The 14,633-nt window shown below is 59.7% G+C and carries 12 protein-coding genes; 6 read left to right on the forward strand and 6 right to left on the reverse strand.

The genetic code is table 11. The features are described from left to right. Positions 1–29 precede the first annotated feature (29 nt). The 5 genes from BXU06_RS17150 to BXU06_RS00245 all read left to right on the forward strand — a co-directional run bounded on the left by BXU06_RS17150 (position 30) and on the right by BXU06_RS00245 (position 8,625). Positions 30–392, forward strand: coding sequence for a hypothetical protein (locus BXU06_RS17150; RefSeq protein WP_150125046.1), 363 nt, complete (start codon positions 30–32; stop codon positions 390–392). Further along, positions 386–3,052 (forward strand): pyruvate dehydrogenase (acetyl-transferring), homodimeric type, encoded by a 2,667-nt coding sequence (gene aceE / locus BXU06_RS00230; protein ID WP_077295953.1) that lies wholly within the window; start codon positions 386–388, stop codon positions 3,050–3,052. The genes BXU06_RS17150 and aceE overlap by 7 nt, the downstream gene beginning before the upstream one ends. 30 nt (positions 3,053–3,082) lie before the next feature. After that, the gene (gene aceF, locus BXU06_RS00235) at positions 3,083–4,714 is read left to right on the forward strand and encodes a dihydrolipoyllysine-residue acetyltransferase (protein ID WP_077295954.1); all 1,632 of its coding nucleotides are present in this window, start codon (positions 3,083–3,085) and stop codon (positions 4,712–4,714) included. A gap of 120 nt (positions 4,715–4,834) precedes the next feature. Continuing rightward, positions 4,835–6,616, forward strand: a complete 1,782-nt coding sequence (gene lpdA, locus BXU06_RS00240) for a dihydrolipoyl dehydrogenase (RefSeq protein WP_077295955.1) — start codon at positions 4,835–4,837, stop codon at positions 6,614–6,616. 305 nt (positions 6,617–6,921) lie between these two features. Beyond that, a complete protein-coding gene (locus tag BXU06_RS00245) occupies positions 6,922–8,625 on the forward strand; it encodes an ATP-binding protein (protein WP_077295956.1) in 1,704 nt (567 codons plus the stop codon). Between the two features lie 143 nt (positions 8,626–8,768). Here the strand turns inward: BXU06_RS00245 and BXU06_RS00250 are convergent, their stop codons facing one another. The 5 genes from BXU06_RS00250 to BXU06_RS00270 form a co-directional block, all read right to left on the reverse strand. Beyond that, positions 8,769–9,476 (reverse strand): C39 family peptidase, encoded by a 708-nt coding sequence (locus BXU06_RS00250; protein ID WP_077295957.1) that lies wholly within the window; start codon positions 9,474–9,476, stop codon positions 8,769–8,771. After that, entirely contained in the window at positions 9,476–10,036 is a 561-nt protein-coding gene (locus BXU06_RS00255; protein ID WP_077295958.1) for a hypothetical protein, read from the reverse strand. Before BXU06_RS00255 ends, BXU06_RS00250 begins: the two co-directional genes overlap by 1 nt. Before the next feature lie 407 nt (positions 10,037–10,443). Then, a complete protein-coding gene (locus BXU06_RS00260) occupies positions 10,444–10,797 on the reverse strand; it encodes a hypothetical protein (protein WP_077295959.1) in 354 nt (117 codons plus the stop codon). Positions 10,798–11,300: 503 nt separating this feature from the next. Then, positions 11,301–11,585 (reverse strand): hypothetical protein, encoded by a 285-nt coding sequence (locus tag BXU06_RS00265; RefSeq protein WP_077295960.1) that lies wholly within the window; start codon positions 11,583–11,585, stop codon positions 11,301–11,303. 148 nt (positions 11,586–11,733) lie between these two features. After that, the gene (locus tag BXU06_RS00270) at positions 11,734–12,570 is read right to left on the reverse strand and encodes a transporter (protein WP_216352511.1); all 837 of its coding nucleotides are present in this window, start codon (positions 12,568–12,570) and stop codon (positions 11,734–11,736) included. 311 nt (positions 12,571–12,881) lie between these two features. Here BXU06_RS00270 and BXU06_RS00275 point away from each other — a divergent pair, with 311 nt between their 5' ends. Further along, entirely contained in the window at positions 12,882–13,607 is a 726-nt protein-coding gene (locus BXU06_RS00275; protein ID WP_216352512.1) for an ATP-binding protein, read from the forward strand. Positions 13,608–13,653: 46 nt separating this feature from the next. Here BXU06_RS00275 and BXU06_RS00280 read toward each other — a convergent pair whose 3' ends face one another. After that, positions 13,654–14,619 carry an FHA domain-containing protein gene (locus BXU06_RS00280; protein WP_077295962.1) on the reverse strand — a complete coding sequence of 322 codons (966 nt, stop codon included), beginning with the start codon at positions 14,617–14,619 and terminating at the stop codon, positions 13,654–13,656. Positions 14,620–14,633 lie beyond the last annotated feature (14 nt).

The raw sequence follows: 14,633 nt of genomic DNA on the forward strand, positions 1-14,633 counted from the left end.
TTTTATCCTTTCCGGCTCCGATCCGGCCCATGCGGGTTTACCCGGATGAAATGGCCGGTTTTTCGCGCTATAACGAAATTTGCGCGCGCTCGTGTACAAAAAACAACATGATGCGGCGCAACAATTTGCCTTTGCGCAAGCAAATTGGATTATTTATTTGCTCAAACGAATGCTATGTGTTCAAAATCGGACATCCAGAAGCACTTTTGCGCCAAATCTGTGGATTGACTGGGCGAGCGTGGTTCTGGAGGGGAGGCAGAATCCGGTTTTTTCTGATCGTTTCTGTTCGTTTTCAAACATTCGACGGGCAACCAGCCCGCAACCCGGCCGCGCCGGCACCCATCGTGCCCGCAGCCAAACCCCCTATCGCTCAAGAGGTGGAGACATGGTAAACCCAACATTGCCGAACGACATTGACCCGCTGGAAACCAAAGAATGGGTCGATGCGCTGGAATCCGTCCTGGCCGCCGATGGCCCGGAACGCGCGCACTATCTGCTGGAAAAAATGATCGACAAGGCCCGCCGTCGCGGGGCCTACCTGCCGTTTACCGCCACCACCGCCTACCTGAACACCATCCCGGTGGGCAAGGAACAGCGCTCGCACGGCAACCATGAACTCGAACACCGCATCCGCTCGATCATCCGCTGGAACGCCGCCGCCCTGGTGCTGCGCGCCGGCAAGAAAAACCTGGAACTGGGCGGCCACATTGCCAGCTTCCAGTCTGCTGCCACCCTGTACGACGTCGGTTTCAACCACTTCTGGCGCGCGCCCAATGACGAACAGGAAGGAGACCTGATCTACATTCAGGGCCACTCGGCACCGGGCATGTATGCCCGCGCCTTTCTGGAAGGCCGCCTCAGCGAAGAAGACCTGGACAGTTTCCGTCAGGAAGTGGACGGCAAGGGCCTGTCCTCCTACCCGCACCCGTGGCTGATGCCAGACTTCTGGCAGTTCCCCACCGTGTCGATGGGCCTGGGCCCGCTGATGGCGATTTATCAAGCCCGCTTCCTGAAATATCTGGAAAGCCGTGGTCTGGCGCGCACCCCGGGCCGCAAGGTGTGGGTGTTCTGCGGCGACGGCGAAATGGACGAGCCGGAATCGCTGGGCGCCATCGGCATGGCCGCCCGTGAAGGGCTGGACAACCTGATTTTTGTGGTCAACTGCAACCTGCAACGCCTGGATGGCCCGGTGCGCGGCAATGGCAAGATCATCCAGGAGCTGGAAGGCGAATTCCGTGGCTCGGGCTGGAATGTGCTGAAAGTCATCTGGGGTGGCCGCTGGGACCCGCTGCTGGCCATGGACACCCACGGCCTGCTCAAGCAGCGCATGGAAGAATGCGTGGACGGCGACTACCAGACCATCAAGTCCAAGGATGGCGCTTACGTGCGCGAGCATTTCTTTGGCAAGTACCCCGAGCTGCGCGAGATGGTAGCCAATATGTCCGACGACGACGTCTGGGCGCTCAACCGGGGTGGCCACGACCCGCACAAGGTATATGCGGCTTACCATGAAGCCACCCACAACGCCAATGGCCGTCCGACGGTGATTCTGGCCAAGACCATCAAGGGCTACGGCATGGGCCGCGCTGGCGAGGCGATGAATATTGCCCACCAGGCGAAAAAGATGGATCTCGAGTCGATCCGCCTGTTCCGCGACCGCTTTGGCATCCCGATTCCGGACGACCAGCTGGAAAGCGTGCCTTACTACAAGCCGGCAGATGACAGCCCGGAAATGCAGTACATGCACGCCCGCCGCGCCGCGCTGGGCGGCTACCTGCCGGCGCGCAAGCCGGTGAAGGCACCGATGACCGTGCCGGGTCTGCATGCGTTTGACGCCATGCTCAAGGACAGCGAAGGGCGCGAATTCTCCACCACCATGGCCTTTGTGCGCATGCTGGGCACCCTGCTGAAAGACAAGAATATCAGCCGCCAGATTGTGCCGATTGTGCCGGATGAATCGCGCACCTTTGGGATGGAAGGCATGTTCCGCCAGTACGGCATCTGGTCTACCCAAGGCCAGAACTACGTGCCGCAGGACGCCGACCAGTTGATGTTCTACAAGGAATCCAAAGACGGCCAGATGCTGCAGGAAGGCATCAACGAGCCGGGCGCGATGTCGAGCTGGATTGCTGCCGCCACCAGCTACGCCAACCACGGCATCCCGATGATTCCGTTCTACATCTACTACTCGATGTTCGGCTTCCAGCGCATTGGCGACCTGGCCTGGGCAGCGGGCGACCTGCGCGCACGCGGCTTCCTGCTGGGCGGCACCGCTGGCCGCACCACGCTGAACGGCGAGGGCCTGCAGCACGAAGACGGCCACAGCCATATCCAGGCCGGCCTGATCCCCAACTGCATCAGCTACGACCCGACCTACGCCCACGAACTGGCGGTGATCCTGCAGGACGGCATGCGCCGCATGTATGTGGAACAGGAAGACGTGTTCTACTACATCACCCTGATGAACGAAAACTACCCGCACCCGGCGCTGCCGGCGGGCAGCGAGGAAGGCATCCTCAAGGGCATTTACCTGCTCAAGGATGGCGGCGAGGCCGAAGTGAAGGTGCAACTGATGGGCTCGGGCACCATCCTGCGCGAAGTGGAAGCCGCTGCCGACCTGCTGCGCAACGACTTTGGCATTGCCTCCGATGTCTGGAGCGTGACCAGCTTCAACCTGCTCAACCGCGATGGCCGCGAAACCGAGCGCTGGAACCTGCTGCACCCGACCGAAACTGCCCGTCAGTCGTTCCTGACTGCCAGCCTGAGCGGTCGCAACGGCCCGTTTGTGGCCGCCACCGACTACATCCGCGCCTACGCCGACCAGGTGCGCGAATTTGTGCCGGGCCGCTACACCGTGCTGGGCACCGATGGCTTTGGCCGTTCCGACAGCCGGCAGAACCTGCGCAAGTTCTTTGAAGTGGACCGCTACTACGTGGCCGTGGCGGCGCTCAAGGCGCTGGCCGATGAAGGTAAACTGCCGGCCTCGCGCGTGGCCGAAGCGATTGCCCGCTATGGCATCGACGCCGACAAACCGGCCTCCTGGCTGGTGTAACCCCGGACGACGTGCGACAAGGACAAGAACATGAGCAATCTGATTGAAGTCAAAATCCCCGACATCGGCGGCCACAGCGGCGTGGATGTCATCGAAGTATTCGTCAAGCCGGGCGACAGCATCAAGGTGGACGACGCCCTGGTGACACTGGAAACCGACAAGGCCACCATGGACGTGCCGTCCACCGTGGCCGGGGTGGTCAAGGAAGTGAAGATTGGCGTGGGCAGCAAGGTCAGCGAAGGCGATGTGGTGGTGCTGGTGGAAGCCGGCGCAGTGGCTGCTGCTGCTGCGCCAGTGGCCGCTGCGCCAGCTGCCGTTGCCGCGCCAGCGGCAGCGGTGACCCCAGCCCCGGCAGCCAGCGCCAGCGTGACTATCGTGGTGCCGGACATCGGCGGCCACAGCAATGTGGATGTGATCGACGTGGCCGTGAAAGTGGGCGACGAGATCAAGCTGGATGACACGCTGATTACCCTGGAAACCGACAAGGCCACCATGGACGTGCCAGCCACTGCGGCGGGCACCATCACCGCCGTGGCAGTCAAGGTGGGTGACAAGGTCAGCGAAGGCGCGCTGATTGTCACCGTGGCCAGCCGCGAGGCGGCTCCGGCAGCGGCCCCGGCGGCGACTCCCGTGGCTGCGCCCGCCGCTGCCGCATCTGCGCCTGCTACGCCGGTCGCCGCTGCTCCGGCGGCGGTGGCACCCGCTGCCGTGGCCAGCACAGTCAACGAAGCCGGCTTTGCCAAAGCCCACGCCGGTCCATCCGTGCGCCGTCTGGCCCGCGAGCTGGGCGTAGATCTGGGCCGGGTCAGCGGCTCTGGCCGCAAGGGCCGGATTACCGATGAAGACGTGAAAACCTTCGTCAAGGGCGTGATGGCCGGCTCGCTGACTGCCGCTGCCGCCCCGGCGGCCCCGGCTGGCTCGGGCGTGGGTCTGGACCTGCTGCCGTGGCCGAAGGTGGACTTCGCCAAGTTTGGCCCGATTGAAACCAAGCCGCTCTCCCGCATCCAGAAAATCTCCGGGGCCAACCTGGCGCGCAACTGGGTGATGATTCCGCACGTCACCTTCAATGACGAGTACGACATCACCGAGCTGGAAGACTTCCGCAAGAGCATCGGCAAGGAATGGGAAAAGTCCGGTCTGAAGATCAGCCCGCTGGCCTTCATCATCAAGGCGGCCGCCGAAGCACTGAAAGCCTTCCCCACCTTTAACAGCTCGCTGGACGGCGACAACCTGGTGCTCAAGCAGTACTACCATATCGGCTTTGCCGCCGATACGCCCAATGGGCTGGTGGTGCCGGTGATCAAGGACGCCGACAAGAAGGGCCTCAAGCAAATCGCCAAGGAACTGACCGACCTGTCGGCGCTGGCCCGTGACGGCAAGCTCAAGCCCACCGACATGCAGGGAGCCACCTTCACCATCTCGTCGCTGGGCGGCATTGGCGGCACCGGCTTCACCCCGATTGTGAATGCGCCGGAAGTGGCCATCCTGGGCGTGTGCAAGAGCCAGATCAAGCCGGTGTGGAACGGCAAGGAATTTGCCCCGCGCCTGATGTGCCCGCTGTCGCTGTCGTTTGACCACCGGGTGATCGACGGTGCCGCTGCGGCACGCTTTACCGTGTATCTGGGCAAGCTGTTGTCGGATGTCCGCCGGCTGATTCTGTAAGAAGCGCGTCTCCCGCCTCTTTGCACAGGGCTGCCGGCCACCGCCAGGCAGCCCGACAGCGGCCATCCGCCTTCGCGGGGCCGGCCAGCGGCCCGCCCCGCCCTACAGATTGGGAACACCATGAGCACTCTGATTGAACTGAAAGTCCCCGACATTGGCGGCCACAACAATGTGGACGTGATCGAGGTATTTATTAAAGTGGGCGACAGCGTGGGCAAAGACGACTCGCTGATTACCCTGGAAACCGACAAGGCCACCATGGACGTGCCGGCAGAAGCCGCCGGCGTGGTCAAGGAGTTGAAACTGGCCGTGGGCAGCAAGGTCAGCGAAGGCGATGTCATCGCCCTGATCGAAGCCGGTGCCAGCGCCGCTGCTGCACCGGCTGCCGCTGCTGCCGCCAGCGCCGAAGCCAAAGCCGCCCCTGCCCCGGCTGCCGCGCCAGTGGCCGCCAGCCACAGTGGCACCGCCGACGTGGAATGCGATGTGCTGGTGCTCGGTGCTGGCCCTGGCGGCTATTCCGCCGCCTTCCGCGCCGCCGACCTGGGCCTGAAAGTGGTGCTGGTCGAGCGTTACAGCACGCTGGGTGGCGTGTGCCTGAACGTGGGCTGCATCCCGTCCAAGGCGCTGCTGCACAACGCCGCCGTGATCGACGAAGTCAAGCATCTGGCCGCCAATGGCATCAAGTTTGCCGAGCCGGAAATCGACATCGACATGCTGCGCGGCTACAAAGAAAAAGTCATCGGCAAGCTTACCGGCGGTCTGGCCGGCATGGCCAAGGCGCGCAAGGTGCAGATCGTGCGCGGCGTGGGCAGCTTCCTCGACCCGCATCACCTGCAAGTGGAAACCACCGACGGCCAAGGCCAGGACAAGACCGGTGCCAGGCAGGTGATCAAGTTCAACAACGCCATCATCGCCGCCGGCAGCCGCGTGGTAAACCTGCCGTTTATCCCGCAAGATCCGCGCATTGTCGATTCCACCGGCGCACTGGAATTGAAGTCCGTGCCGAAGAAAATGCTGATCATCGGCGGCGGTATCATCGGCCTGGAAATGGGCACGGTGTACTCCACCCTGGGCGCACGCCTGGACGTGGTGGAAATGCTGGATGGCCTGATGCAGGGCGCGGATCGCGACCTGGTGAAGGTGTGGCAGAAGATGAACGAACACCGCTTCGACCACATCATGACCAGCACCAAGACCGTGGCGGTTGAAGCGAAGGAAGACGGCATCTACGTGACGTTTGAAGGTGCCAAGGCCCCGGCTGAGCCACAGCGCTACGACCTGGTGCTGGTGGCCGCTGGCCGCGCACCCAACGGCAAGCTGATCGGCGCGGAAAACGCTGGCGTGGCGGTCACCGACCGTGGCTTTATCGAAGTGGACAAACAGCAACGCACCAACGTAGCGCATATCTACGCCATCGGCGACGTGGTTGGCCAACCGATGCTGGCGCACAAGGCGGTGCACGAGGCGCATGTGGCGGCAGAAAACTGCGCCGGCCAGAAGTCTTACTTCGACGCACGGGTGATTCCGGGCGTGGCCTACACCGACCCGGAAGTGGCCTGGGTGGGTGTCACCGAAGAAATTGCCAAGCGCGACGGCATCAAGATCGAAAAAGCCGTGTTCCCGTGGGCAGCGTCTGGCCGGGCGATTGCCAATGGCCGCGACGAAGGCTTTACCAAGCTGATCTTTAACGCCGACACCCATCAGGTGATTGGCGGGGCCATCGTCGGCACCCACGCCGGCGACATGCTGGGCGAAATTTGCCTGGCCATCGAAATGGGCTGCGACGCCACCGACATTGGCAAAACCATCCACGCTCACCCGACCCTGGGCGAGAGCATCGGCATGGCCGCCGAAGTGGCGCACGGCAGTTGCACCGACTTGCCGCCGCAACGCAAGAAGTAAGCGCAAGACACGACGCACTACCCATCACAAAAGGGCAAGCCTGAGCAGGGCTTGCCCTTTTGTGATGGGTAGTGCAGGGAATCGGCGGCAAAAATCGTCTGACAACACGATTTTTCTGAATCAATCAGCGCGTCCCTAGCGGTCCTGTGCGGCGGCACCTGGCCGCGCTTTTTTCCCGCCGCTGTCATCAATCCGACATCCTCTGTTCGCCTGGTTTTGGCCAAGCGACTGTTTCAACGGGATAATTCTTCTGGCACAAAACTCGCTGCACCCGGTGTTTCTGGTATCCAACCCTGAGGCACCCCATGAAGCTACATATCGAACGCGCGCATATTGAAGCCTTGATCGGGCAGTTTCCGCGTCTGGCGGATTTGCGCGAGCAGCTGCGCTTTGGCAACCGGGTGGAGGTGGCGTTCAACCAGTTGCAGCCTGACGAGCTGGAGGCGCTGATTGCGCGTTATCGGCAGGGTGGGGTGTTCCTGCGCGCGCAGGCGGCGCAGCTGCATACCTTGCGCCAGGCGCTGGCCAGCGGCGGGCCAATATTTGACCCGGACAATCTGGAACTGCTGGTGCCGGCGCTGGCGCGTTACCTGATGACCGACGCCAGCCGTGGCTGGCTGTTTTCGGCACAGGTGACGGGCAAGCCGCTGGCGTATGTGGTCACCCGGCTGGACTTTACCCCGCCATCGGACGAGGAAACCGGCAAGGTGTTCATTGAGCTGAAAGCCAATGCCAAGGCACGGCTGGCCACCGCCACGGTGCGAATCAGCGCCCCTGACATTGCCAACCGCACCATTGCCGAAATTCTGGCCGCCAAGGGCTTTGTCAAGGAAACCCCGGACCTGCTCAGCAGCTACGACGAATGCGCCGCACGTTATTTTGACTGGCGCGCGCGCTATGGCCAGCAGTTTTCCGGACGCGGCGTGGGCTACTTTGCCGATAACCCCACCGCCACCCACCGGGATACCGATTATGCGCGCAAGGATGTAATCATCCTGTCGTCCACCGGCAGCCCGGCGCGGCTGGTCAACGACGAGGGAATTCTGAACGAGCGTCCGCTGGCGCTGGACGCCACCGGGGATATTCTCAGCAAGTTTGTCCGCCGGGTGGCGCGCAATTCACGGCTGAGCGGCAAGGAAGAAGCCGAGGTGGAAGACGCACAAACGGCGATTCCCAAGGGCATGTTCACCGAACTGCCGGTGCATTTTTATATTTTAATGTTCCACCTCGACCTGCACCATTATGTGTGGGTGCATGTGGACGATATGCAGCCCTACGCCTACCAGCCGGAGCTGAAAACCAAGCTGGTGCTGCCGCCGGAGCAAACCGACCTGATCGACATTCTGACTGCCGAGATGGACGTGCTGATGGATGATATTGTCGCCGGCAAGTCGGGGGGCACCACGGTGCTGTGCGCCGGGCCAGCCGGGGTGGGTAAAACGCTGACGGCAGAGGTGTATTCGGAGATCATCCAGCGCCCGCTGTACCGGGTGCATTCCGGCCAGCTGGGGCTGAATGTGGCAGCGATGGAAACTGCGCTGAAAGACGTGCTGACCCGCGCCCAGCGCTGGGGCGCGGTGATGCTGATCGACGAAGCTGATGTGTACATCAAGCGCCGCGATGACAATATCACCATGAACGCCGTGGTCGGGGTGTTCCTGCGGGTGCTGGAATATTTTAACGGCCTGCTGTTCCTGACCACCAACCGGGTGGACGACATCGACGAAGCCATCGTGTCGCGCTGCATTGCCATGATCAAGTTTCATCCGCCCAAACACGAAGACCGCTGCCGGATCTGGGCGGTGATGAGCGAACAGTTTGGCCTGAACCTGCCCGCCGCCCAGATTGAACAGCTGGCCAAACGGTTTCCGGCGGCCACCGGGCGCGATATCAAGGGCCTGGCCAAGCTGGTGGCCAAATACTGCAACCAGAAGCAACTGGCCCCGGATAACGCGGTGTTTGTGCGCTGCTCGGTGTTTCGCGGTATGGAGGTAGTGGGGGAGGAGTGAGCGAGCCCACGCAGGCAAACAGAATACGCCTGCGTGGGCAGCGCAATGCCTGACCCCGGCACATACACCAGAGCAAGCTGACGCTTGGTCCACTTTGCTGTCGGCACCAAGCCGGAACAGCGCCCACAAATCACCGAGGTGCATTACGGCAGCCTGCGAAATGCAAGCTGAAGTGCGGCATTGGCACTTTGGCGATACGGCGTTTTGGTGAATAAATCTTCAGAGGACACCCTCTCCACAGCAATCGGCAACACGGCCAGAAACTTGCCTGCCAGGCCATCATTTCGGTCCTCGCGCGTCAACCACATGGCCAGAAACTGCGCTCGACTGTAGGTGCGATTGCCCAGAGACGGATCCGCTAACCACACAGTGTCACTGCTGATGCCACGCAGCACCGTAAAATGGTCATCCTTGCGGTGCTTCACATACAAAATGATGGGCATCTTCAATCGCATAAGCTGCTCCCAACTCGCAGCAAAGCCCTGTGCACGAAAGCCGAACTGTGGCAATACCTGCGCCATGTCCTCGAAACTGGCGCGGCCATTGCGCTTGTCCATGGCCTTAAGCAAAACATCCTCTGTCACACTCTGACCATAAAAGCTGTTGAGCAAGGTAGCCAGGGACGCTGCACCGCATGAATAATCCAGGTCCTGCTTGACAATACGCGCGTCGCGGCGCGCCTTCCAACTTTGTACCTGGACAATGCCGTGCGCGGAGTGAGTGGCGAGCAGAACGCCCTCAACACGTGCTGGCGCACGGGTGTCCGTTACAACTGGCGTATCAGCCAATCCCATGGCGCTGAGCAAAGCCAGCGACATGGCGGAGACAAGGCGCAATTTCACGGAAAACATCAGCCCATGCTCGCTGGCGGGGAAAATCCGAACATGGCCAACACGATGGCGAGTAATGCAAACACGACCATCGTGGCCAACATAGCAGGAATCAAACCGATGACGATGCCGGCTATGCTGTAGCCCAGACTGGCCTTGGGAATGGCACCCGACAGCGCATTGGCTCCAACCCACACCGAATACAACCATAAAGGCAGCGTAAAGAGCGGGGGAATGCCCAGCGCCGTCAACCCCGCGCCCAGCGTGTCGGCCACCAGCCACGATGCCGCCACCAGATTGAACAGATCGCCCTGACCATCCCAGCGCCCGCCCCGCTTCATCCACCAGTGCAGCACACCGAGGATGACCAGGAATGCCGCCCAAGTGGCGAGCAACCCCATGACCACGGCCAGCCACAACGGCGGTACAGGCATGTCCGGCGGCACCGCGCGGAAGCTCGGGTCCAGGCCGATCAGCAGGCCGATAAGCGAAATGGCCAGCAGGGATTGCCAGCGAGGGAAGTCGAAGCGCGAGAAAGCAAGTTCATCGCGAATAAAGACTGAGAAGCCGAGAGAAAACATGAGATACCCTGTCAAATAAGACCACGCATCCAGCCAACCAAACAAGCAGCAACCCAAAAAAATAAAATGGCAAATGGCAAATGGCAAATGGCAAATGGCAAATGGCAAATGGCAAATGGCAAATTTTTAAAAATTTTTTATTATAAAATTAACGTTTTTTTAATCACCACCACCCGCGTTTTTCAAGCCAGGTGGCGATTAGGCCTAGCGCCAAAGAAAGTAAGACTCCTATCAAAATTATTTGCCAGCTTACTGTAAGCTGGTGCCCAAGAAAAAAATGGCTCACTAACGCACCACATAATAGAAATACGAATACAGTAGTGATATTTATTAGGTGGTTTCTCACGGCAGTCTCAAACACAAAGTGCAATAGAGTCAATGGACGGTCTCAAGAATCAAGTGCAACCTTACCCTTTACCTTGCAAGACTTTCAAAACTATTGAAGTAAAAATGGCAGTAAGTAGAGCCATTAGTATGCAAAGCATTGCTACCAATGCAGCACCGACACCAGGATCAATCCCCTGGAATGTATTTTTCACAAACTCTTTCACCGCACCACCAAACACAAAAAACGCTATACCCAGACAGAAAATTAATGCGATAGAATTTATATTTTTCATTTTCCATAACAAGGCGGGACTTGATAATTTAGTCACCATAACAAACACCATGAAGATCAGGTGGCGCAGGTTGGCTCCGAAAAGTGACCCGCCAGAAGCAGTACTGCGCCAATACAAAGAAGAGTGGGCCAATGTGCTCATAAAGATTCCGCCGATGGCGCGAGATCAATCGCGCCCTCACGGATCACGAGGTTTTGTGTCAAGAAGATGCCGAAACACGAGGCATGTCGCTGTTACCCCGACAACCGTGACAGCCCAAGTCACGAGAACGCTGCTGAACAGCTCAAAGCCCCAAGCAAGCCATGCTATCGAGCTCACGAGTGCGGCGTACCCGATGCTGGAGTAGAGCAGCTTGATCGTCCCCCTAGGCAATAAGCCAGATCGAGTTATCCAAAGTGGCCCTATTACAACGCAGATCCACCAAAATGTCTTCCCCATGGTCGATAGGATTCCCTTCCCTCGAAGATTCAGGCTTCTCTTACCATTGAGACCAGCTATAGCCGCCCCACGGCTGCGAGGCGGTATAGGCACCCAGTGCGCCGTATCCCAAACGGGCAACGTTGCCACCCGGAAGGGCTGCAATCAGGCCACCACTTGCGCCGCTCAAGAAGGAGTACGCGGCTCCCCCGTAGGACCAATCGGGATTACTGCCGATATAGCCGATGGTGTTCATTGTGCCTCCCAGGGCACCAGCTGCCGCCCACCAAACCCATGCTCCCTCGGTTTCTTTCATCTCCTGCCTGCGACAGGGTAGCCAGTTGCATCGGCTGCTCCGTCTGCTCGAACATTGCATTGATGTCCGTCTGGCTGAACGCCGCCACCGGTTGCACAGCTTGCAGGTTCTGCACCTGCGCCTCGCTGGCATGCGCCTGTGCCAACAGCATGCCCACCATGGCCAGCGCCAGTGCTGCGTGTTTGATCTGATTCATATAGACTCCTTCATATCACGAAGTACAACAACAAGCCTCGAAATAGACTCCCGAGGCACCCATTGACGGTGTTTGCGTCACCGGCAATTTCTCCCGGGCGGTTTGCCACCCGTCTCTTTTCGTGGCTGCGCTGAACACAGCGTTTCAATCAAAACGAGTACAACCAATTTGTCCGCAACTCTGATCCGTCGCGCCCCGATGCATTGGCCTTAAGCGTGGCGTTCAAAGTATTGCCCTGGGTGATGCCATAGCCGACGCCCAGCAACAGATCGGTGGCGGTGCGGTCGATGCCCTTGCTCTGACCAGCGAAGCGCTCTGCCTGCCGACGTGTCCACTGCATGCCAGTGGTCAGCGTCACGCGATCGTTCACAGCAAAGCCCACCGATGGATTAAGCAGCAGCAGGTTACCGGGGCGATAATCTTGTGCGCCGTCTTGTCGGGTTTGATTGAAGCGATAGGCAGTGGTCAAAGAAAACACAATTGGATCAATCGCCTTATAGGTGGTGATGCCCAGCATGGCCGACTTGAAGCTGGCGCTGCTGCGACGGTGCTTCTCCCGCAAGGCGATTTCGGCAAAACCAAGTACGGCAGGACCGTCGCCGTCTTTCCTGAACGGGTAGTTGACGCCCGCCCAGGCATCGGCAAAACCCGATTCGCTGTTTGATTCTGCGCCACCTACACCGCTGCGGCGGTGGTTAGACGACATGCCGCTTATTCGGGCGTACACCTCGGTCTTAGCCGTCAGACCGTAGCGCATGCCAAGGGTGGCAACCACGGTGTCGCTGTTGCCGATGCTCTCGCCAACGAGCGTGGGCAGGGTCACAAACGAGGTAGGGCCGGTCTGAACAATAATCGGCTCTCCAGTCGAAACTCCACTACGGTCTGTGTTGGCATACGCCAACGACAAATCCAGCTTTACCTTACCTTGGTCAGTGATGAGATCTTCGACTGTCAGCGGCAGGTCAGCCCACACGGCGGGAGACACGGCCAAAAGCAGGTAGGCACATAGGCAAGAGATACGCATAGAGCATCAAGAAATAAAGCAAGATTTTTTTGTTAGCATGATTGAATACTTCTATAGCATAAGCTGTATGTCAAGAAAAAAATCATTTTAGGTATAAATACGGCATGGATAAAGCTCTAAGGATGCGCTGATTTATTCAAAAAAATTGTTCTCACCAAAAGCAAAACCCAGCAAAATCAACACCCTGGATTCCCGCCTTCGCGGGAATGACGATTTTTTCAGCGTATCCCTAAGGCATATAAAGCAGCGCGAAGAAGTCGCGCATTAACTACGTGCGCAAGGATGTAATCATCCTGTCGTCCACCAGCAGCCCGGCGCGGCTGGTCAACGACGAGGGGATTCTGAACGAGCGTCCGCTGGCGCTGGACGCCACCGGGGATATTCTCAGCAAGTTTGTCCGCCGGGTGGCGCGCAATTCACGGCTCAGCGGCAAGGAAGAAGCCGAGGTGGAAGACGCACAAACGGCGATTCCCAAGGGTATGTTCACCGAACTGCCGGTGCATTTTTATATTTTGATGTTCCACCTCGACCTGCACCATTATGTGTGGGTGCATGTGGACGATATGCAGCCCTACGCCTACCAGCCAGAGCTGAAAACCAAGCTGGTGCTGCCGCCGGAGCAAACCGACCTGATCGACATTCTGACTGCCGAGATGGACGTGCTGATGGATGATATTGTCGCCGGCAAGTCGGGGGGCACCACGGTGCTGTGCGCCGGGCCAGCCGGGGTGGGTAAAACGCTGACGGCAGAGGTGTATTCGGAGATCATCCAGCGCCCGCTGTACCGGGTGCATTCCGGCCAGCTGGGGCTGAATGTGGCAGCGATGGAAACCGCGCTGAAAGACGTGCTGACCCGCGCCCAGCGCTGGGGCGCGGTGATGCTGATTCTGGTGGCCAAATACTGCAACCAGAAGCAGCTGGCCCCGGATAACGCGGTGTTTGTGCGCTGCTCGGTGTTTCGCGGTATGGAGGTGGCCGACAGCGCCGATGCCGGGTAAGCCGTCCGTGTGCGCTGCGCCAGCCAGACCCGGCTGGCCGCCCGCGCTACATCATCGCCGCATGCGGAAAGCTGCCTTCTTCAGTCAGCCCTTTCAGAATCCGGAACGGATAGCCGCCAAAGCGGACCTCGCCGCGCCGGCGTTCAAACAGGCAGGCGGGCTGGCGGCTCATCGGCAGGGCGCGGGTGATTTGCTGGCGCGCGCGAAAGATCTGGATATTGATGTAGGGCGGATCCACTCCGAGCATGCGCGCCAGATTGTCCAGCGGAATCCAGCCCTGACTGGACTCTTCCACGCCCTGGCGGGCATCGCGCAGGCGCTGGCGGGCCAGGGTGGCCAGGGTATAGTGATGGATGCGCTCGCCCAGTGAAATCACTTGCTGGCCAACGCGTAAATCCAGGCTGGTATGCTCTTCATTCTGGCTGAGATGAAAATCAAAATGCAGATCTTCCGCCACCTCTTCCTTTCCTTGCGCGGGCGCTTCCTGGGTCATATCCAGCTCTTCTCCCAGCACAAATTCCCACAACTGCGGACCAATGCGGATGCAATCACCGTCGGCCAGCGCATCCATCCGGTTCATCCGGTCCAGCAGCCAGGTGGCATTGCTGTGGTAGATATTCACTTCTGGCGCGCTGACGTCGGGCAGCAGGTTTTCTTCCGGGCGCAAGTGCTGTATCTGGCAAGGTTCGTCCAGCGCAAACAGGCATACTTGCGGCGCAGCGTCGTCGATCACCTCCCAGATGGCGTTGGGGCCAGCCCCAAACTGGATGTGCTGACCCTTCTGCAGCGCCTGCCACTGTCCGGCAGGCAGTTTTTTCCCGCCCAGGAGTGTGCCGTTGCGGCTTTGATCGTAGATCTCCCACTGACTGCCGTTCCAGCGGATCAAGGCATGCAGCTTGGACACATCGGCTTCCTGCAAGACGGTGCGGCAGGAAGCCGGGTGGCGGCCAAAGGTGTGAATCGGGCGCAGCATCACGCGCCGTCGCAGTGCTTCATTACGCAGAATAGCCATGTTGATGCTCCTGT

The organism is Aquaspirillum sp. LM1, from assembly GCF_002002905.1.
Lineage (GTDB): Bacteria > Pseudomonadota > Gammaproteobacteria > Burkholderiales > Aquaspirillaceae > Rivihabitans.